At 33.6% G+C, this 21,215-nt stretch carries 22 protein-coding genes; 14 read left to right on the plus strand and 8 right to left on the minus strand.

Annotated elements, in window-relative coordinates; translation table 11 throughout:
• Positions 1–62: 62 nt before the first annotated feature.
• Positions 63–1,265, plus strand: a complete 1,203-nt coding sequence (locus AC0GLY_RS00230; protein ID WP_496611572.1) for an arginine deiminase — start codon at positions 63–65, stop codon at positions 1,263–1,265.
• A 41-nt stretch (positions 1,266–1,306) separates the two neighbouring features.
• Here AC0GLY_RS00230 and AC0GLY_RS00235 read toward each other — a convergent pair whose 3' ends face one another.
• The 3 genes from AC0GLY_RS00235 to AC0GLY_RS00245 all read right to left on the minus strand — a co-directional run bounded on the left by AC0GLY_RS00235 (position 1,307) and on the right by AC0GLY_RS00245 (position 4,277).
• Positions 1,307–2,548: a glutamate-5-semialdehyde dehydrogenase gene (locus AC0GLY_RS00235; protein WP_496611573.1), complete on the minus strand. Its 1,242-nt coding sequence runs from the start codon at positions 2,546–2,548 to the stop codon at positions 1,307–1,309.
• 9 nt (positions 2,549–2,557) lie between these two features.
• Positions 2,558–3,349, minus strand: a complete 792-nt coding sequence (proB, locus tag AC0GLY_RS00240) for a glutamate 5-kinase (protein WP_496611574.1) — start codon at positions 3,347–3,349, stop codon at positions 2,558–2,560.
• Between the two features lie 82 nt (positions 3,350–3,431).
• Positions 3,432–4,277 carry a LysR family transcriptional regulator gene (locus AC0GLY_RS00245; RefSeq protein ID WP_496611575.1) on the minus strand — a complete coding sequence of 282 codons (846 nt, stop codon included), beginning with the start codon at positions 4,275–4,277 and terminating at the stop codon, positions 3,432–3,434.
• Positions 4,278–4,387: 110 nt separating this feature from the next.
• Between AC0GLY_RS00245 and AC0GLY_RS00250 the strand changes: the two genes are divergently transcribed.
• A complete protein-coding gene (locus AC0GLY_RS00250; RefSeq protein ID WP_496611576.1) occupies positions 4,388–5,398 on the plus strand; it encodes a YeiH family protein in 1,011 nt (336 codons plus the stop codon).
• Between the two features lie 58 nt (positions 5,399–5,456).
• On the opposite strand, the gene phnD is transcribed toward AC0GLY_RS00250, so the two are convergent.
• The 3 genes from phnD to AC0GLY_RS00265 all read right to left on the minus strand — a co-directional run bounded on the left by phnD (position 5,457) and on the right by AC0GLY_RS00265 (position 7,405).
• Positions 5,457–6,392 (minus strand): phosphate/phosphite/phosphonate ABC transporter substrate-binding protein, encoded by a 936-nt coding sequence (gene phnD / locus AC0GLY_RS00255; RefSeq protein WP_496611577.1) that lies wholly within the window; start codon positions 6,390–6,392, stop codon positions 5,457–5,459.
• Between the two features lie 111 nt (positions 6,393–6,503).
• Positions 6,504–6,965, minus strand: a complete 462-nt coding sequence (locus tag AC0GLY_RS00260) for a DUF3021 domain-containing protein (RefSeq protein ID WP_496611578.1) — start codon at positions 6,963–6,965, stop codon at positions 6,504–6,506.
• Positions 6,962–7,405, minus strand: coding sequence for a LytTR family DNA-binding domain-containing protein (locus AC0GLY_RS00265; protein WP_496611579.1), 444 nt, complete (start codon positions 7,403–7,405; stop codon positions 6,962–6,964). Before AC0GLY_RS00265 ends, AC0GLY_RS00260 begins: the two co-directional genes overlap by 4 nt.
• Before the next feature lie 227 nt (positions 7,406–7,632).
• Here AC0GLY_RS00265 and trhA point away from each other — a divergent pair, with 227 nt between their 5' ends.
• The 4 genes from trhA to AC0GLY_RS00285 all read left to right on the plus strand — a co-directional run bounded on the left by trhA (position 7,633) and on the right by AC0GLY_RS00285 (position 10,881).
• A complete protein-coding gene (trhA, locus tag AC0GLY_RS00270; protein WP_496611580.1) occupies positions 7,633–8,280 on the plus strand; it encodes a PAQR family membrane homeostasis protein TrhA in 648 nt (215 codons plus the stop codon).
• A gap of 310 nt (positions 8,281–8,590) precedes the next feature.
• On the plus strand, positions 8,591–9,457 hold the full coding sequence (locus AC0GLY_RS00275; RefSeq protein ID WP_496611581.1) for a MetQ/NlpA family ABC transporter substrate-binding protein: 867 nt from the start codon (positions 8,591–8,593) through the stop codon (positions 9,455–9,457).
• A 12-nt stretch (positions 9,458–9,469) separates the two neighbouring features.
• Positions 9,470–10,180 carry a gamma-glutamyl-gamma-aminobutyrate hydrolase family protein gene (locus AC0GLY_RS00280; protein ID WP_496611582.1) on the plus strand — a complete coding sequence of 237 codons (711 nt, stop codon included), beginning with the start codon at positions 9,470–9,472 and terminating at the stop codon, positions 10,178–10,180.
• 122 nt (positions 10,181–10,302) lie between these two features.
• Positions 10,303–10,881 (plus strand): hypothetical protein, encoded by a 579-nt coding sequence (locus tag AC0GLY_RS00285; protein ID WP_496611583.1) that lies wholly within the window; start codon positions 10,303–10,305, stop codon positions 10,879–10,881.
• Between the two features lie 46 nt (positions 10,882–10,927).
• On the opposite strand, the gene AC0GLY_RS00290 is transcribed toward AC0GLY_RS00285, so the two are convergent.
• The gene (locus AC0GLY_RS00290) at positions 10,928–11,953 is read right to left on the minus strand and encodes an MFS transporter (protein ID WP_496611584.1); all 1,026 of its coding nucleotides are present in this window, start codon (positions 11,951–11,953) and stop codon (positions 10,928–10,930) included.
• 426 nt (positions 11,954–12,379) lie between these two features.
• Between AC0GLY_RS00290 and AC0GLY_RS00295 the strand changes: the two genes are divergently transcribed.
• The 3 genes from AC0GLY_RS00295 (at position 12,380) to AC0GLY_RS00305 (ending at position 13,794) form a co-directional block, all read left to right on the plus strand.
• A complete protein-coding gene (locus tag AC0GLY_RS00295) occupies positions 12,380–12,937 on the plus strand; it encodes a hypothetical protein (RefSeq protein WP_496611585.1) in 558 nt (185 codons plus the stop codon).
• A gap of 29 nt (positions 12,938–12,966) precedes the next feature.
• The gene (locus tag AC0GLY_RS00300) at positions 12,967–13,320 is read left to right on the plus strand and encodes a hypothetical protein (protein WP_496611586.1); all 354 of its coding nucleotides are present in this window, start codon (positions 12,967–12,969) and stop codon (positions 13,318–13,320) included.
• Positions 13,321–13,428: 108 nt separating this feature from the next.
• The gene (locus tag AC0GLY_RS00305) at positions 13,429–13,794 is read left to right on the plus strand and encodes a winged helix-turn-helix transcriptional regulator (RefSeq protein ID WP_496611587.1); all 366 of its coding nucleotides are present in this window, start codon (positions 13,429–13,431) and stop codon (positions 13,792–13,794) included.
• Between the two features lie 54 nt (positions 13,795–13,848).
• On the opposite strand, the gene AC0GLY_RS00310 is transcribed toward AC0GLY_RS00305, so the two are convergent.
• Positions 13,849–15,006: an MFS transporter gene (locus AC0GLY_RS00310; RefSeq protein WP_496611588.1), complete on the minus strand. Its 1,158-nt coding sequence runs from the start codon at positions 15,004–15,006 to the stop codon at positions 13,849–13,851.
• A gap of 242 nt (positions 15,007–15,248) precedes the next feature.
• Between AC0GLY_RS00310 and AC0GLY_RS00315 the strand changes: the two genes are divergently transcribed.
• From AC0GLY_RS00315 to AC0GLY_RS00335, 5 genes are all read left to right on the plus strand, one after another.
• Positions 15,249–16,094, plus strand: a complete 846-nt coding sequence (locus AC0GLY_RS00315) for an aldo/keto reductase (protein WP_496611589.1) — start codon at positions 15,249–15,251, stop codon at positions 16,092–16,094.
• Between the two features lie 61 nt (positions 16,095–16,155).
• On the plus strand, positions 16,156–16,449 hold the full coding sequence (locus AC0GLY_RS00320) for an ArsR/SmtB family transcription factor (protein WP_496611590.1): 294 nt from the start codon (positions 16,156–16,158) through the stop codon (positions 16,447–16,449).
• A 99-nt stretch (positions 16,450–16,548) separates the two neighbouring features.
• A complete protein-coding gene (locus AC0GLY_RS00325) occupies positions 16,549–18,048 on the plus strand; it encodes an MFS transporter (protein ID WP_496611591.1) in 1,500 nt (499 codons plus the stop codon).
• Between the two features lie 530 nt (positions 18,049–18,578).
• Positions 18,579–19,862, plus strand: coding sequence for a replication-associated recombination protein A (locus AC0GLY_RS00330; RefSeq protein ID WP_496611592.1), 1,284 nt, complete (start codon positions 18,579–18,581; stop codon positions 19,860–19,862).
• Positions 19,863–20,476: 614 nt separating this feature from the next.
• Positions 20,477–21,205, plus strand: coding sequence for a hypothetical protein (locus tag AC0GLY_RS00335; RefSeq protein WP_496611593.1), 729 nt, complete (start codon positions 20,477–20,479; stop codon positions 21,203–21,205).
• Positions 21,206–21,215: the final 10 nt, after the last annotated feature.

Raw genomic sequence — 21,215 nt, forward strand, 5'->3', positions numbered from 1 at the left:
TAGGTAAATAAGAATTTTAGTGCTAAGCTAGCCACATTAAGAGGGAAAAATGAGGGATTGTTATGACAAAGGGAATTCAGGTAAATTCAGAAATTGGTAAGTTACGAAAAGTTTTAGTTCATCGCCCAGGTGCAGAAATCGAAAATATCATTCCAGATATGATGAAAGAAATGCTATTTGATGACGTTCCTTTTCTCAAAATTGCGCAAGAAGAACATGATGAATTCACACAATTGCTGCGTGATCGAGGTGCAGAAACGATTTATATTGAACAATTGTTAACTGATATTTTGGCTGATGAGCAAGTTAAAAACGATTTTTTAACCGCTTACTTAGCTGAGTATCAATACAGTAAAGCACTTCAAACCGAAATTATGAATTATTTTAATACTTTGTCATTGTCAGAATTAGTAAGTACCATTTATGCTGGGTTACGGAAAGAAACGATAGATTTGAAATATAAAACAGATCCGTTTTTACTGAAACCAATGCCTAATGCTTACTTTACTCGTGATCCTCAAGCAATGATGGGAACTGGTTTAACCATTAATAAAATGACCTTTTTTGTTCGCTCACCAGAATCATTAATTACTGAATTCGTGATTAAGTATCATCCGCTTTTTTCCGACAATTCTCCAGTTTGGTTAGATCGAAATCAACCAACTCGGATTGAAGGTGGCGATGAATTAGTTTTAAATGAGCATACTTTAGCAATTGGAATTTCGGAACGGACCTCTAGTAAATCAATTGAAATGTTAGCAAAAAAATTATTTACTCATCCAGATTCAAAGTTTGATACTATTGTTGCTGTTGAAATTCCTCATAATCACGCTATGATGCATTTAGATACGGTTTTTACGATGATTAATTACAATCAATTTACCGTTTTTCCTGGTATTATGAATCAAGATCATGAAATGAACATTAATGTGCTTCGTGCCGATGGACATGGTGGCATTTTAGTTGAGCAGAGCACTAATTTAAAAGCCACATTACAACAAGTACTTGATTTATCTGAAATTGATTTGATTGAAACCGGAGATGGAGATCCAATTATTGCTCCACGTGAGCAATGGAATGATGGTTCTAATAACCTTGCAATTGCGCCAGGTGAAGTTGTAACTTATGATCGCAACTATAAATCAATTGAAATGATGCGTGCCCACGGAATTAAGGTTCATGAAATTCGGTCTTCGGAGTTGTCCCGTGGCCGTGGCGGAGCTCGTTGTATGAGTCAGCCAATTTGGCGCGATAATTTAATTTAAAAAAGCAGTTTGCTAGATTAATTTCTAACAAACTGCTTTTCTTATTTCCGTGTTTGACCATTTCCGTTGATTACGTATTTATAGGAAGTCAAAGCGGGAAGTCCCATCGGACCACGAGCATGGAGCTTTTGAGTGGAAATTCCAATTTCAGCGCCAAAGCCGAATTCGAAACCATCGGTAAATCGTGATGAAGCATTTAGGTAAACGCAAGCGGCATCAATTGCTTGTTGAAAGGTTTGTCCAGCTGCATAACTGTCAGTGACAATCACTTCAGAGTGCTTGGTGCTGTAACGATTGATGTGATCAATCGCTTCAGTTTCTGACTTAACTACTTTAATTGCGATGATGAGATCGTTATATTCGGTGTCCCAGTCAGTAGCAGTTGCTGGAATTACGTCAGAAACAATTGCTTGGGTTGCCGTATCCCCACGAACCTCAACCTGGTTGTCACGTAACTGTTGAATTAAGGTTGGGAGATAAGTTTTCGCAATTTTTTCGTGAACGAGCACCTTTTCGTTGGAATTACAAACGGAGGGGCGTTGCACTTTACTATTAATAATAATGTCAGTTGCCATTTTTAAATTGGCCGCTTGATCGACATAAATATGACAGTTTCCGGCTCCTGTTTCAATCACAGGAACCGTGGCATTTTTCATGACTGCTCGAATTAAGTTGGCACTCCCACGTGGAATTAAAACATCTAGGTATTCAGTGAGCTGCATGAACTCGTTGGCCACTTCGTGTGAAGTAGCGGTAATTAGCTGAATGGTATTAGGATCAAGTCCTTGGGTAACGAATACATCTCGCATTAAATTAGCGAGAGCTAAGTTAGAATGTAGTGATTCTTTGCCACCTCTCAAAATGACGGCATTTCCCGCTTTGAAACAAAGCGCTGCTGCATCAACGGTCACATTGGGACGGGCTTCATAAATAATTCCAATGACGCCTAAAGGAACTCGTTGTTTCGCAATCAATAAGCCCGCTTCATTGCGCCAGGCATAGTCGACATTACCAATTGGATCTGGTAATTTAGCCACGGCGCGTACGCCTTCCGCCATGGCTTTAATCCGACTTTCGGTCAATGTGAGTCGATCCACAAAACGAACTGGAACTTCACTTTGCCGTAAGTCTTTTTCATTAGCAGCTAACAAAGTGGCGACATTTTTTTCTAAACTATTCGCAATCGCTAGCAAGGTTTCGTTTTTTTGTGTTGTAAGTAGGCCACCTAATTGCCGACTGGCAGTTTTAGCAGCTTTTCCCATTGTAGTTAAGCTTTCATTCATAATTTTCTCCTAGTTAGCGCTAAAAGTTGTCCCAATAAAGTCGCCATTAATAACATCTTTGATAATAGCGGGATTTTTCCCGTTTACAATTACCATCTTTTTGTGACTATCTAAGATGATTTGTGCGGCTTTAAGCTTAGTTACCATTCCTCCAGATCCAAATTGTGAGCCATTCCCACCTGCAAATTCTAAAATTTTATCATCGATTTTATGAATTACCTTGAGTAATTTGGCTTCCGGGTGCGTGGAAGGGTTTGCGTCATAAAGCCCATTAATATCTGACATGATAATTAATTCATCAGCTGCAATAAATTTGGTAACAATTGCAGCAAGTTGATCATTTTCACCAAAAGTGGTTTGATGATGAAATTCATCGACCGAAACGGGATCATTTTCGTTAATAATTGGGATTACTTGTTGTGTCACGAGTTGGTTAATGGTTCGCAATGCATTGCTGTGACTAATTGGGAAATCAACCACATCTCGAGTTAGTAAAATTTGCGCAATTTCTTGATTATTAGCATTAAAAGCTCGGGTATATAGTTCCATCAAAGCCACCTGTCCAACTGCGGAAAGGGCCTGAAGTTCTGCAATATCAGTTGGTCGTTGTTGGATATGAAGTTTGCTCATACCGGCGCCTACTGCACCAGAACTAACCAAAATCATGGCATAGCCAGATTGATTGAGATCACTGAGGGTGCGGGCTAAACGATTAATCGTGGGTACTTTGATGGAACCGTCCGCATTGACTAGGGAGCTGGTACCAACTTTAACGACAATTCGTGGCTTTTGTTCGTCCATAATTTTTCCTCTATCCAATATTTTATTTTAGTTAAAACCATTATACGGGGATTTTTGTTAATTTGGTATTAAAAATTAAGCATCATTTTTCATTAATCGCCTGTTCATTATGAATTTTCCTTAAGATTTGCTGAAATTGTTTTTTTAAGCCGTTCAATGTATCAACTTGATAAGTGGGTTGTGATAAAAAATAAAAATCTCGTTTAAATTTAGGCCCGAGTTCATGATAAGGAATTTCATCATTTAGAACGGTTTTGGAAGTAATCGTCTGTCCAATTCCTTGTTGTAAAAATTTTAAAATCATTTCGTTGCTTTCAATGGTAAAGACTTGCTGGGGCGTAATGTTATTAAGCTTTAAATATTGATCGGTAAAGTGGCGGACTCCCGAACCTGATTCTCGTTTGAGCCAAGTAGCATCAGCAAAATTACCAGCATGGACTAAATAATCTTTGAAGAAAGCAAATCGTTCAATTCCAGGGGTGGTTATTGGTTTTTCGATGAAACCAAAATCATATCGATGTTGATTTAAACCCGCTACAATATCGGTTGAGTTAGACATTTTAAGGGTCAAATTAATGTTGTTGGGTAATTGGAGAGCTTGAAAAATAGTAGCAATCGTTGTTTCCGCAATGGTATTTGAAACCCCAATTCGACAATTAATTTCATTTGAATCCATTTTACTGATTTTGTGTTCTAAGGTAATGGTTTGCTCCCAAATTTTTAAACCAGTCGTATATAATTCATCAGCTGCTGGGGTCGGTTTAATTTCCCGTTTCCCCTTGCGAATAAATAATTTGACGCCTAATTCGGTTTCTAATTGTTTGATTTGCTGGGAAATTGTGGATTGCGACACAAAGCGTTGCTGGGCAGTGCGTGAAAAGTTCAAAGTTTCGTAAACACTTTTAAACACTGGAAAATATTTTAACATTGTCACACTCCATTATTAGTTTTTTAAATAATAGTTATCTGTATTATCTATTTATATAATAACAGTTTCCCTGGTAAACTAATAAAGTAATCAACGAGAGGGGTAATATTATGGCAAAAGTTAAATCAATTTTACCAGGATTAAGCGTTTCATTTATCATTGCTGTCATTAGTCAGGGATTAGCTTTAGTAATTCCCAACCTGGGAGGCGCTACAATTGCAATTATTGTGGGAATTATTCTAGGGAATACCATTATTAAACAACCGATTTTGAACAAGGGAACGCATTATTCAGAAAAAGCACTATTGGAATATTCAGTAGTGTTACTGGGATTAACAATTAGCTTTCAAACTATTGCAAAAGTGGGTTGGATGGGATTTTTATTTATAATTATTCAAATGGCAATTACCATTATGGCCGCTATTTTAATTGGAAAAATGTTGCATTTTAAAGAGGGAATTTACCTTTTAATGGCTGGGGGAAATGCGGTTTGTGGTTCTTCTGCGATTGCTTCGATTGCACCCGTAATTGACGCTAATGACGAAGATAAAGAAATGGTAATTACCTTGGTTAATTTGACTGGAACGGTCTTAATGTTGGCATTACCCATCATTAGTACTTTTGTATTTGGCACCAATAATTTGCTTCGTGGTGCCATGATTGGTGGAACGATTCAATCAGTAGGTCAAGTAATTGCTAGTGCTAGTATGGTTAATTCTTTAACGGTAGACTTTGCAACTTTGTTTAAAATTATGCGGATTATGATGATTGTAATTGTGGTCTTTATTTTTGGACGAATGCATCAAAAAACAATGCAAAATGAATTAGAAGCAGATGCTGAAATTAGTGGAAATGGATCAGGAAGTTCATTACCGTGGTACGTAATTGGTTTTTTGCTTTTCTGTGTACTAAACAGCTTAGTTCATCTACCAAGTTTTATTGGACTTGTTGCTCATACTTTAAGTAGTTGGTGTGAAATTACCGCTCTTGCTGCGATTGGATTACGTTTAAACTTAAGCGCTTTTATTCAATCTGGAAAGAAATTTTTGATTTATGGAGGCAGTATTGGATTGGTTCAAATCGTGGTTTCAATTATTTTAATTATCGTCTTACTTAAATAAAAACCAAAAAGATTCCTATCCTTAACTAAAGGATAGGAATCTTTTTAAAACTGATTAATTATTTGTTTTTGTTCAAATCATTAGCTTGTTTAATGTAAGATTTCATAGGAGCAAAATCTTTGTCACTAGTCTTAATGTAACCATTATGTTGGTAAATGTTGAAGAGCACTTCGCGACCATGTTTTGTTTTAGAAATGTCAATGAAGGCCTTTTGAATTTTCTTGTCAAGTTTAGGTGAGAGACCTTTTCGAGCAGATATCGTATCATTAGGAATTGGAGTTGATTTGTAAAGAACGCGGGTATCAGTCATTGCTTTAGGATCATCTTTGGCAGCAATACTTCGAGCACCTTCAAAGACGAAGGCAGCATCGGCATTACCATTTACAACTGACATCACTCCCTGGTCAGATCCTTTAACAGTGAATGGTTTACAATCTTTATTTAGGTTAACCCCTTCATGCTGCATTTCAACGGCTGGATAAATATAACCAGCAGCAGAAGTAGTGTCTTGAGTAGCAATCTTTTTACCTTTTAAATCCTTAAGGGATTTGATGTTACTGTCTTTACGAACGACGATTTCGGAATAGTAATGATTAGTAAGCTTTTTGGTAAAACCTTCATTAGCATCACGAGTTTGACGTTGGGCTTGTAGCAAAGGAACTACCCCATATTGTTTGTGAGCTAAAACGTAGGCGGCTGAAGGTAAGAAACCAACATCAAGGGTTTTTGAACCAAGTGCTTCAACCATGGTATTTGTGTTAGTTGCGACCGTCATTTTAACTGGCATGTGCAATTGTTTCGAAAGTAAAGATTGAAGTGGCTTAATCTTTGTATCCATTGAACCAGCATTAACTGAGGGAACGAATTGAACCGTTAGTGTTTTTGGATCTGGAGATTCAGCGTTACCTTTTTTACCACACCCAGTAAGTCCGACAGCTAATAGTGACATTGCTGAAACGGCAAGTAAGGTTTTGACAATTTTATTGACTTTCATGTTATTCTCCTTTGAATTAGGTCATTAGCTTACAAAAGAATAATAACAATAAAAGTGAACTATTTCAAGGTAAAATTGAATAATAGTTCACTTTATCAAAGGATATTTAAATTAAATACGTTTTTTGTGCGTCTTTATTTCTTCGTTTAGTAACTTTAGATTTTTTTTAGCTTTGTAAAATGAATTTATCCATATCCAAATATAGATAAAAATGAAAATGATGGTAAATGAAATCATAAAATGAAGTTGAAGGGGGAACCAACCAGCTAAAATTGCTAAGGGTGTGAATAAAGTATATGTAGCAAAGAAATGAACCACAGTTTGTTTGGTAATGCCCCAGCTTTCAATATTAAAGATGGTGGAAGAGAGACTAAAAACTATTCCCATTAATGACCAAAGTAAAACAGAAACAGCAGTTGCAATTAGGTTATTGTCAAACTGTCTTACAAATTGATCACTGGATGGTTGAAAATAACTTAAGTGATAGTAAAAAGAAATACATAAAGCAATTACGAAACCATAAAAGGTTCCTCCAACTACGCCAACGATGATTTTTTGAGGTATTCGTTTCATGCTAGATCCTCCTTAATTTTTTTAACAAAGCGACGTGATGCGTAAGTTAATCCTCCATTGGCTAACTTGATTTGATAGCGTCCCGCCTTACTTAGCGAAAAATAATCGATTTTATTGATGTTAACAATTTCAGCACTAGAAACTTGAAGAAACATTTCTTTGGGAAGATGATTATGTAGAAAATAAATTCGGTCTTTAATCCGATAATGTTGTTGATTTTCAGTTTCACAAATTACTACGCCATTTTCGGTGTAAAAGCGGACAATTTGAGTTAAAGAAAGGACAAATTGCTGTCGATTCTGATAACCAGTGATGAGCCATTCCTGAGTTAGTTTTTGAATTGATTCAGCTAATTGTTGTAAATCATTGCTTTTTTGAGCAGCGTTAATTTGAATAAATGGTTCGATGAATTGTTTAGCGATGTTGAACTTTACTTTCAAAATGATTTCCCTCCTTCAATAACTCTTATATTAAAGATTAATTTTGAAAATGAAATAGCTACTAAATAATTGGTTGTTTTAGAAAGCTAATTGGTGCTTTTTATGCAATTTGTAACATTATGATTGTTGATATAATTAAGTTTTAACGTTAATTTAACGTGGTTTAACTTTCATTAGTGAATCTTTGGTATGCTTTATTCAAAGAATGAATAAAAAGAGGTTTATTTATGATAGAAAAGTTTAGACAAAGTCGCAACTATCAAATTTTAGATGAAGTTTTGAGTGCGATGACGCATGGATTTGGTGTAGCTTTAAGTATTGCTGGATTAGTGTTAATTATTTTACGGGGAGTGGAAATCGGTGGAGCCTTGCGTATTACGGCCTTCTCAATTTATGGATCAATTCTCGTTCTTTTTTACTTAGCTTCAACCTTATTTCATAGCCTGGTGTTTACGAAAGCCAAAAAAGTTTTTCAAGTTTTTGATCATTCAGCCATTTATTTACTAATTGCAGGAACCTATCTTCCTTATTGTTTAGTCACAATTGGTGGAGTTTTAGGCTGGACGACCTTAATCATCATTTGGGCGATGGCGATTGCCGGAATTCTTTATAAGTCACTGTATGGTAATCAATACCCAATTGGGTCTACCATTATTTACGTAATTATGGGTTGGATGTGTTTAATTGATATTTGGCCACTTTGGAATAATTTAAGTCACTTGAGTTTTTGGCTTTTGGTGCTTGGTGGCGTAGCTTTTACCTCAGGAGCAGTAATTTATAGTTTTAAAAAAATTTTGTTTGGGCACGTAATTTGGCATTTATTCGTGATGCTTGGAACGGTTTTAATGTATTTTTCTATTTATCTTAGTGTTTAATGGTTGACTCATAAAACCGAACATGTTTAAATTTAATTATTGATTAAGAAGGGAGAAAGCGAATGACAAACGAAAATAACTTGCTTAACTTGGCATACTGTACTTGTACGAGATAGTAATGTTCGCATTGGATGCGGATGTTACGACATCTGTATCTAGTAGAGTGATTTTGTCATACTCAGATAGATACAAACTTAGAGTTAATCTAACTGGGGTTGTTGCATCAACAAAGAGGCTTTCTTAAAAAAGAAACCAGTTAGGTTAACACTTGTTAACTTGACCGGTTTTTTTAAATATGGGGAGAAAAAATATGAAAAAGAGTTTAAAATGGATAATTGGAGTTGTTTTAGTGTTAGTAATTGGCTTCTTTGGTTACACACAGTTTCATAATCATCAAACTGCCACTGCTAGAAAAACGGTTACGATTGGTGCTTATGGACCAGATACGCAAGTTTGGGAACACATTGCCAAGATGCCTGAAACGAAAAAAGCTGGGCTTAGTTTAAAAGTAAAAGACTTTGCGGATGGAGTATCTTTGAATAAAGCAACCTTAAATGGTGAGGTAGACGTCAATGCCTTTCAAATGTACAGCTATTTGAAATACTTTAATGCTCAAAGTAAAAATGGTAAGTTAGCTCCCTTGGGAACAACCTACCTTGAACCAATGGGAATTTATTCAAAACAATACAAATCGATTAAGGATATTCCCAATCATGCCACGATTGCAATTTCAAGTAACCCAGCTAACACTTCTCGAAGCTTAAAATTGTTACAGAGTGCGGGCTTAATTAAATTAACTGGTAATACTAAAGGTGGCCTTTATGGAACTGATAATGTGACTGATAATAAGAAGGACTTAAAATTACAGTTGGTTGATGATCATATCGGACCTCGTTTGCTAAAAGATAAAAAAGTCGCTGCTGTAGTGATTGGTAATACGATGGCACTTCAAAGTGGTTTGAATGTTTTCAAAGACTCAATTTTCCATGAAAAACTTGACCAATCAACTAAAAACAACATTAACGTTTTAGCAACCAATGCTAAAAATAAAAATAATCCTGACTACAAGAAACTTGTTAAACTTTATCACAGTAAGCCTGTACAAAAATACATTGAAAAAACTTTCAAGGGTACTAAGTTGGACGTTAATAAGCCCGTTAGTTATCTTGAAAACTAGGAGTGACGATACTTGAAAATCGGAATACCGGCCAATATTAATTTATTGCCCACAAAAAATTTCAATTTAGATAAGGCGAATTATACCGCAGATATATTCATTAATTTATTAGTTAAGCATGGGATTACCCCAATTTTGATTCCCTTGGTACCCGCAGAAATGGTATCAGTGTATTTAAATGATGTTGACGGGGTAATTATTCCAGGCGGACATGATGTGACTCCTTCCTTATTTGGTGAGACACCACATGAAAGGTTAGGAAAAACCTATCTTCCCCATGATGAATTTGAAATGCAAATTATCAAGGACGCCATTGCTAATCAAATTCCAATTTTAGGTATTTGTCGTGGTCACCAAATGATTAATGTGACCTTAGGGGGCAGTCTTTATCAAGATTTGGATACTCAAAAAACGAATGTTCATGAACATGCTCAGCCTGAGCCATCTACCGAAGCCACTCGACCAGTGCAGGTTAAAGCTGATAGTCATTTAGCTCATGCTGTAGGCACCTCCCCAATTGTTAATTCTAAACATCATCAAGCTGTAAAAACCGTTGCTCACCAAATGAAGGTGACGGCGGTTTCCGATGATGGAGTGGTGGAAGCCATGGAAAATGCGGATGCTAGTATCATGGGAGTTCAATGGCATCCAGAATTTCTGTGGGAAAATGATTCATCAGAAGAACAGCTTTTTCTTGATTTCTTTGAACGAGCAGCTAAATAAAAAAATCTTGAATGATTTAGACCCATTATTAGTGGGCACTAACATTCGGGATTTTTTAATTGATTAATTGATGGTAATAAAGTGTATCATTAATGTTAAACATATTAAAAGGAGATTTAATTATGAAAAAGCACGGATTAATGATTTCGATAATTGTGGTTATAATTGCAGCTATAATTGCAATGGGAGTGATTTTACACAATCAAAAGAGTGAAGTTACTAATAGTAAGCCTAAGTCAAGTAAAGTTATAAAAACTAAGACTAAAAAAAATTCCAAGAAGACAGATAACTCAGGACAAAAAATAAAGACGAATGATGATGTTAAAGCAAATAATGCCACTAATACATCTTCCAACAGCACGGATACTGTTACTAGTAATAAAAGTTCTGAAGCTACGAGTTCCGCTAATTCAGCTGAAAATAGTTCGGTTAACGATAATAATGTCTCAACTAATCCTTCCTCAGCTCATTCAGCTGCACAAAATGGAGCCGGAAATGTGGTTAACAATGCTAACGAAGCAATTAGTGTTTTAAAAAATGGACTAGGCGATAATAGCGACTGGTATTATCAAGTTCTTTCGACAGATAATGGTGTTTATGAAATCCAAGTAATTTCAAAATCAATCAAACAACAAGGTGGTAGTGGAACAATTGGAATTTATCGCGTTATGGAAGATGGAACGTTTGGTTTGAGACCATAAAATATGAATTTATAAAATAGCTTATCAAATCATTTGATAAGCTATTTTATTTTTCATTTGATAGTGGGGTGAAGTTAGCAACAATTCCTGTTAAAGTTCTAATAGCTCCTGCCAGTAAAATAACGGTCACCATACTAAAACCATCTTTTAAAATATAGCCACCAAACCAAGCTCCAATTGGAATAGATGCAAACGATACCATTCTGGTAACTGCAACTACACGACCAAGTAAATTTTGTGGAACAGTACTTTGTCTAAGGGTGAAGTATGTAATAACGTTAATCGTCCCTAAAAAGCTCACAATTCCTAAAATAAATCCAATTACAATATAGTTTCTAGTTGTTACCAATAGTAGGGTTGCTAAACCAGCCAAAATTGATCCAAATCCTGCAATTGCCATTGCAACAGTAGTATTAAAAACAGATAATCCAAGATTTTTAGTCATAAAATACATAAAATTTGCTTCGAACATATTAGTTCCAAAGTTAGTAAAGAAAAACATCAATGAACCAAAAAAAATAACTTTTTGGTTTATTGAATATTGAGCACCAACTTTTACATCATTTAAAAGCGTACGAAATGAAAATTTATGTTTCATAGATTTTGATGGAATAAATAAATCCATTATTGCTGCAAAAAGAAAGAATATTACTGCAATCAATAATGTCGATGGTCCTCCAAATACTGTAACAATTCCTCCACCTACTAAAGGACCTATCACGGATAAAAAATTATCAATAGTTTGAATATTTGCATTTGCTTTAATAAAATCATCCTTTTTAACAATTTCTGGAATTAGACTTTGAAAACTTGGATGAACTAGAGGATCAACACTTGAAAGAAAAAATACAAGCGTATAAATAAAAATCAAATTTAATGGTCGAGCTGTAAATGCATATATTAAACCGACTGTCAAAAAGCTAGCTGTTAAATTGCCAATCCACAGAATACGATTCTTTTTTAATGAGTCCGCAATAACTCCACCAAATAAAGAAAATAATACCCATGGTATAAAAGAAATTCCAAACGTTGATGCGGCATGATATGCAGAACCTGTAATATTCAAAATCATGATCGGTAAAGCCAGCTTATAAATCTAATTTGCAATGGAAGAAAGCAAAAAGCTAAAGGAAAGTAATGCAAATTTTGAATTCTTGATTAGAAGCATAAAATCTCCTTTCTTATTGTATATACGGACTATATAAAATTAATAACAATCATATCAATTATTTTTCGATAGGTAAACGAATAGATGGAAGAAAAGTTCGTAAAATCCAAGATAGTATATGCTTTTATAAAAATTTAAAATCCTCTACTTTTTTCTTTGGAGCTAAATCAATTCAAATGGAAATAATAATTAATACTCTACTGATAATAAAATTACTAAAGACTTAAAGATTCACTATTAAAGGCAGTGCCCAAAATTTACCCATTGTAAAAAGCAAACAATTATATTACTATTAAAATAATTGTTTGCTTTTAATTTGAAAAGGAACTAATGATGACTACTTTAGCACTAGCGATTTTTGCTTTAATTTCTTCTTTATCGCGTGGTTTTATTTCAATCATTGATCGATATCAAATGGGATATCGGAAGGAATCATCACTGAAAATCAATTTTTATAATAATCTTTTTGCCTCTATCTTAGCGACCGTTTGTTTAGTATGGATAATTAAAGCTAAGTCGCTAACTTTTAATTTGAGTTTATCTATGTGGGGTAATTTGTTCGTATATGCCTTACTAGTTCAAGGAGTGGCCTACGGTTATAGTTATATTTACAAACATTGGTCCGTGATGGATGCGGTTATGTTGAGTAATAGTTCTAACGTGTTAATTCCAATTGCACTTTTTATTACTACCGGCTATTTTAGTTTATTTCAATATTCGTTTTCGGTGATTTCTACAATTTTAATTATTGTAGTTGGATTTATTTCCATTAAAAACAAAACGAATAATCAATACATCACGACTACTAGTCAAGTGGGATTGATAATCAAATCCTTGTTGGTGATTGTACCCGTATTGTTATTCAAGCGGGAGTATCACCATTATTAGTTAGTAGCGTTAAAAGTAACGTTTGGGCATTGATGGTCTTTACTTTAATCACCATCTACATTCGTTTATTGATTACTTTTGTCTCATTGGCTGGAAAAATTAGAAAAACTTCACCTATAATTTCCAAGGAGTCAGTTAAACAAACGCCGCTCTTGATTATTTTCATTTATGCTGCTCGTTCGGTTTTAACCATTCTTGCCCAGGTCACATTTACCCTTTCAACTTCATCAGGCAAATCAGGAATTGCGTGGATTTTTCTTAACATGACTTCCTTATATAGCGTTGCACTTAGTAGCCTAGTTTTAAAAGAGAAACTTAAATACTATGAAACAATTTTGATTGTGACGATTACGTGCTTATCAATTTTGGGTTCTTTAGTTTAAAAAATAATTTTTTGTGATAAACTTTAACAAAGAAATCATACATTAATTTTTTGATATTATTATGATAATAAGATTAATAATCGAGAAATACATGAGGTCGAATCTAATATGAATAAAGCATTAGAAAGTAAAAACAAGCACAGTGAAATTTGTCCTTTAGATACAACCTTAGAAATTCTTGCTGGGAAATGGAAATCAATTATTCTTTGTCGTTTAATGAACAATAAATTGCATTTTAATGATTTAAATCGAAGCATTCATAATTGTTCTAAAAGAATGTTGGCAATTCAATTAAAACAATTAATTGAAGATGATATTGTGCAAAAGAATATAGTAATAACTAATCAGAATCAAATAATGATTAGTTACTCGCTTACAGATCTAGGAAAATCACTAGTTCCTATTATTAAGAAAATGGATAAGTGGGGATCTCAATATATTAAAATTGAAGAAAAAACTAATAAAAAAGATTAAAATAACTTACAACTTGGTGACTATAATCATCAAGTTATAAGTTATTTTATTAATTTATTTATCCTTTAATAAATTAGTAATAATGAGTGCTACAAATAATCCTAAAGCAGCCATTAAACATACCCCAATAAAACCAAATGAATCATAAATAATTCCGCCAATTCCAGAACCCAAAGTAAGTCCTAAATAAAGAAATGAGCTATTAAATGACATCAAAGTTGAACGATTAGATGGTACAACATTAACAATATATGCATTTAATGAAGTTACTCCAAATCCCTGAGCAAATGCTAATAATATTAATAGAAGTACGATAACCCAAATATTATTTTTAGAAATAATTAATCCTAAAATAAAGATTATTGACAATATTGCATTTAAATTAATCGACTTTTTCTTTCCTAATTTGTCCATTACTTTCCCCCCAAAGAAACTAGCAATGAAATTAGAAAAACCATACGCAATAAATACATAGCCAGTCATGGCAACATCAAAGCCAAAATTATTTTGAATATAAGTTCCTAAGAAAGTATAAACACTATAAAATCCAATCATCCAGGTTAATGTAATCATTAATGCTGGTAATGCATTCTTAGCTAAAAATACATTTTTAAATGATTTGATATATGAAATTTTAACAGTGTTTTGTGATTCTTTTTGTTTTGGAACAAATAGAATCAGAATTAAGGAAAAGAGAGTTAAAAATGCAGATCCCCAAAAAGCCATATGCCAATTACTTAATTGTGCAAGCGTAGTTCCTAATGGGACCCCAATTGCAATTGAAAGTGATAATGCAGACATGACAATTCCCATTACCTGGTTTAGCTTTTTACCACTAAAATGAGTTCCAATAAATGCCCATACATTAGGAACAAATAAAGATGCCCCAATCCCAGCAATTGCACGATATATATAAAATTCAATTATGCTATTAGCCAATCCACACAATAAGGTGCCAAGAAAGAAAATTGAAATACCTGTAATTAATAATTTCTTTTTATTATACTTATCACCTAAAGGTCCAAAAATCGGTGAACCAGCAGCAAAACAAAGGGCATATATTGTTACACCATAAGCTGCAAGACCAATTGATGTATTAAAACTACGCGCAATTTCAGGTAAGATTGGCGAAATAATAAAGGAATCAGCCCCCGTTACAAATACTCCAAAGAACAATCCTAAAATTGTGATTACATTTTTATTTTTTCTCATAAAAATTTCTCCTTTTATTTATTTGTCCATAATTTAGTTCATCTAAAAATTACAAACAAGTGAAGAAAAATATACTAGGTAACATTTTAATGTATAATAATGTGGTTATTTCTTAATTTTTAATAGTTCTTTCTTTTAATTTCTCTTGTACTATGTTCACAAGCTTTTATTACCCTATTAAATTCAGCTTGATATATACTAGTGCCAATAAATACTGAATTTTACAGAAAGGTCAAATCAATATGAATATCTTAAATGAAACATACACTCTTCATAATAACGTTAAAATTCCTAAATTAGGTTTTGGAACTTGGCAAACTCCTAATGATATTGCTGCAACAGCGGTTGAAGCTGCTATTAAAGATGGATATCGATTAATTGATACAGCAACCGTGTATGGAAATGAAGAAGGTGTCGGAGAAGGAATTAAATACTCTAAAATTGATCGTTCAAAATTGTTTTTGACGACTAAATTACCTGCCTCAGTTAAGACTTATGACGAAGTAGAAATTGAATTTGAAAAAAGTTTGCAAAAGCTTGGGACGGATTATGTTGATCTTTATTTGATTCATGCTCCTTGGCCATGGAACGACATTGGCTCTAACCATGATATGGGGAATCGAAACGTGTGGAAAGCTATGGAAAAGATTTACAAATCTGGTCGGGCAAAAGCAATTGGAGTATCTAACTTTAATGTGGCTGATTTAAAGAACATTTTTGAAATTGCTTCAGTTAAGCCAATGGTAGATCAAATTCAATATTACGTTGGATATACAGAACCGAACATTACAAAGTTTGCCAAAGCAAACCATATTTTGGTTGAGGCATATTCGCCTCTAGCTACGGGAGATTTATTGAACAGTCCAGTTATTAAAGCGATGGCTGAAAAGTATGGGGTTTCAACTCCTCAAATCGCATTGCGTTTCATTATCCAAAATGATGTTTTACCTTTGCCAAAGGGAATTGAACCAGAGCATATTAAGCAAAATACAGAACTTGATTTTGAAATTTCGGACGAAGATATGAAATTATTAAATTCACTTAGAGATGTGGCTCCAAATCATATGCATAACTTTACGCAAGGATAAATAATATTTTAAAATGAGTTAATAATATAAGCCGATTACTATTAAAAAGAGATGATGATTTTTGGAAGAAACAAATGAAGTTCAGCTTTCAAAGGTGTTTAAGGCTTTAGCCGATCCTAACAGAATTCAAATTGTTAGGATATTGATGGATAATGGTAAAGAGATGACGTGTGGGGAAGTGAGTTCACACCTTAAACTTTCGCTTTCAACGGTTTCTTATCATTTTAAAATATTAAGACATGCTGGGTTAACCAATATGAGAAAAGCTGGTCATGAAAAGTATTTATCAGTTAACCAAGCTATGATTGATAAATTACACTTAGATTCTGTAATTAAATCAGGGACTACCTTTTAACGGTAGTTCTTTTTATTTGCATTTATTAAAAAAAGGAACTAACCTAAATGTTTATTTCGATGTTTATCGAAATAAAAAAACAGTTAGGGGATTTTAATTTTGCTAAAAAAGAAAAACAAGTGGACGAAGAAAAAGCTTTTGATTATTAGTTCGGTTTTAATTGCGACCTTTATGACATCTGTGGAAACTACGATTGTTACCACTGCATTGCCTTCAATCTTAAGTAGTTTACATGGCTTAGCTTTGCAAAGTTGGGTGTTTGCCACCTACCTTTTAACCACAACGTTAAGTACGCCAATCTATGGGAAACTCAGCGATCGGATTGGGCGAAAACCGATTTTTCTTTTTGGCTTAGTCGTTTTCACCTTAGGTTCGATGGCCTGTGGGTTGGCAACTAACATTGAATTGTTGATTGCAGCACGGGCCTTACAAGGACTTGGTGCTGGTGCAATTATGCCAATTACTTTTACTTTAATTGCCGACACATTTCCGTTAGACGAGCGTACGAATATGATGGCGTGGAATAACACTGCTTGGGGAATTTCCGCTTTAATTGGGCCGATTATTGGAGGCTTTATTGTTGATCAATTAAGCTGGCATTGGATCTTTTTCATTAATGTTCCTTTGGGAATCATCGTCTTTTGTTTAATTTATTTTGGTTATGCCGATCCCGTAAAGCAAAAAGTAGCCTTAAAAATGGATTATTGGGGTAGTTCCTGGTTAGCTTTATTTCTAATTTCTTTATTAGTAACTTTGCAATTATTGAGTGAACCGACGCTTAATTATCCGATTTTACTAATTGGCTTAATCATTATTTTAATTTCATTTGTGCTTTTTGTCCGGACTGAAAAAAGGGCGAATGATCCAGTCATACCCCTTAAATTATTTAAATCATGGACTTTTTCAGCGCAAATTTTAACGGCCTTATTGTTAAGTGGCATTCAATTTGGCTTTCAAATCTACTTTCCCATGTGGTTGCAATCAATTTATAAGGTTTCAGCAACGATTGCTGGATTAGCAATCACACCTAGTACTGTGGCTTGGTTAATTACCTCGTTTTTCGTTGGCACGTTAATTAAACATTTTGCTCCAAAATTGATTGTGGTTCCAATTGTCATTATTCAATTTGTCTTTTACTTAATCCTAGTTTTTAGCTCTGTTTCACTACCAATGATTTGGTTTTATATTATTTCTGGAATAACGGGGGCAGGCTTAGGAATAATTATCACTATAAATACCGTAGTTTCGCAAGCAATCGTGCCGAAAGCCAATGTCGGCGTGGCTTCTTCGATGATTACACTAGGTAGAACATTGGGACAGACGGTTATGACAGGGGTGTTTGGCTTTGTTTTCAATTTAACTTTGAATGTGGAACATCAACATTATCCTGATATAACTTCGAAATTATTAAATAGTGTGATTTCTTCTAAGCATGCCGCATCGGTCCATTTACCCGTTAAATTAGTTAATGAAATTAATCAAATATTATTGACGGCTTTCCATAATGTATTTTATTTAGTTTTAATTTTATTTATGGTTGTTATCGTCGTTAATTTGTTAGATAAAATGAACAAACCGTTGGATGTGGAAAAGGAATAACTTCAAAAAAAGCCAATAGCGACTAATTAAATAATTGTCGTTATTAGCTCTTTTATGGTTTTTGCCTAATTCTTGTTCTTTTTTGATTTTTTCTTATGATATTCAGTGTATTGAATTTCTAATAAGAGTGCTTCTCCAATTATTAACATGAATAGCCAAATAATATACTTGTGTCTTTTTTGACAAGTATATAGATTAAATATAACAAGTATAAGATGGGAATTATGAAACCGAGAAAAAAGAATTTTACCTGTTTAGATAAAATCGCTTGTACTATTAATAATACAATTACAACACCAAAACCAACATAATTAGCCATATATAGTTCTCCTTTTGCAAAATTTTACCAGACGAAACGTTGAAAAACTAGTACAAAATAATAATTTTTATTTATTAATGATGAAAACCTTAATAATTGGATGTTAAAAAAGATTAGTAAAGCCAAATTATTTTTAATGAACAACAAAGTGTTGGATAATTATTAGCAATAGCTATCATAAGGAATATGTTTCTATAAAGTAGGTATAAAAATGACACAAAACTCAATTTCGTTATTTAATGAAAATAAAATCCATCAGCCGTTAGCGGATGCAGTTAGACCACAAACTATCGATCAAATTGTGGGTCAACAAGATTTGCTAAGTCCTGGGAAGCCGTTACGCCAAATTATTGATAAAAAAATTTCTATTTCATTGATTCTTTGGGGACCACCTGGTACTGGTAAATCGACTTTGGCATATGTGATGTCTAAAATGCTCAAGATGCCATTGGAAAGCTATAATGCTAGTATTAATAACAAGGCTGATTTACAAAAAATCGTTAATCAGCATAAAGATGAATCATTTATTCTCCAACTAGATGAAATTCATCGTTTGACGAAGCCAGTTCAGGACTTTTTATTACCATATTTAGAGTCTGGCCAAATTATGTTGGTCGGAACTACAACGGAAAATCCGATTATTACGATTAATCCGGCTGTTCGATCACGGTGTGAACTATTTGAAATGAAGCCGGTCAAAACAGAAGATATCATGATTGTTTTGAAAAGAACGGCTAAAGATATTTTTAAATTTGAGCTAGATGATGAGTCGGCCAAGATGATTGGGAACTCCGCCAATGGCGATGTTCGAGTTTCTTTGAATATTTTAGAAACGCTATTTGCGATGTATGGGAAAGATTTAACCCATGAGCAAATTATTGAGTTCGCTAAAAATCAGCATTTTGCTTTTGATAAAGATACAACTTATCATTATGATTATTTGAGTGCTTTTAACTACGCGATTATTGGTTCAGATACGGATGCAGCCTTATATTATTTAAGCGTTATTTTAAAATCCGGTGATCTTGAATCAGCCATCCGAAGAATCCGTGATGCCGCCTATATGTGCATCGGGTTAGCTTCACCAAGTGCCGTTGATACCGCAGTGCTTGCTTGTCAGACGGCCAAAGAAATTGGACTTCCACGGGCATCGACTAATTTAGCCTATGCAACCATTACTTTGTGTTTAGCACCAAAGTCGGATTCAGCTTGGAAGTCATATGAACGGGCCGCGGCTGATGGCGAAAAACCTAATCAAATGTATCCAATGCCAAGCTATTTGCGCGATTCTCATTATAAACATTCGGTAGAGTTGACTGGTGGTGGGGATATGATTAATCCCTTTAATGAACCACATCAGGTTGCGCATCAAAAATATTTACCAGAAAAATTGGAAAATAGGGAATATTACAAACCTCGTGATAATAAGCGAGAGCAGGAATACTATAAAAGGTATCAGGCGTTGAAAAAGTATTTGTATGGAGATAACTTTTAATAAAGTTAAACAATCTATAAACAAATTCTTAAATAAGTTGTTTTTCATAGAAAATTTTAACCCCCACAAAAAATTTTTTTGTGGGGGTTATCTATTATTAGATTTTTCCACAGAATTATTTTCCATTAATTCATAAATTTTATCGTTTAGAGCACTATTTACGAATGAATATGTAGCTAGTTCTAGCGAATAAATCAACCAAATGATTAATGTTACTATTATGCATATACATAACATATTAAAATTATCATTTGATACCTGTAGTTCAGCGATTGCATTAATTATTACGAGACCCAAGATAATTATACCTAATATAGATGGGTATGTTGGTTCATAATTGTTATTAACTAAAGATGAAATAATTTTTAATAAAATTAAAAATAACGTACCTATAAGGAAAATGCTATCTATATTTTCCTTGTTAATGGATTATCATACTTTATACTTCGTTATTTAATGATATAACTATGTAATATTAACGAAAAATAAATCCACAATTTTACATAAAAAATTGATATGACTAATTAATAAAAACTTTAATTTTTGGGGGAGAAGATATAACATATAAATAATTTAATCATAAATATTATTTATAATTATTTAAGGAGGTAATAATGAAAAAGGGAGTGAGACTAGTTTCAATTTTGATTTCAGCACTAACTTTGTTATTTTGTTTTTTATTAATCCAGAATGAGTCTACTGGTAGTAATAGAAAACATGAAGACAAATTATCTAAAAATATTAAGTCCAAAAGTGAAAAAGAAATCCAGCTTATTAGTGATGCCGAAGGTCGGAATTTAATAAAAGAAACTAATGGTATGGATACATCAGAACTAGATAGTGGCTCAGAAAACTCCGGTGGCCTTAGTTTAATCGGAACTTATTTGAATTATGGTAAATGTTACCAAAATCCTGGTGGAAAATATTATGTATATCCAGATGTAGATAACCCTTCTAAGGTTTTTATTAAGTCACAACAAATGATGGAATTTGGGTCACCAGTATTAACATATAAGTTAAACCGATACGGTAAAAACCCTAAGAATTCTTATACTGTAGGAAGTACTAAAAAATTGAAACAGATTGACCTTAAAGAGGGTAGAGAATTAATACATAAAGATACAGGTAGAGATACCACTAGTGATCCAAAGAAAGATGGAGGAACTAGTGGTCTTATTGATAAAGGCGATTATTTATATTACGGTCAAGTCTATGAAGATAGCGGCCATGAATATTATGTATATCCAGACCCTAAAAAAGCAGACAAAGTAATTATAAAAGAAGAATTTGTTTTAGGAAATGATAAATTACCCATCAAAACATATGTTATTAATCGTTATTAAGGAGAATGCT

This window comes from Fructilactobacillus sp. YLN 2507, from assembly GCF_059614085.1.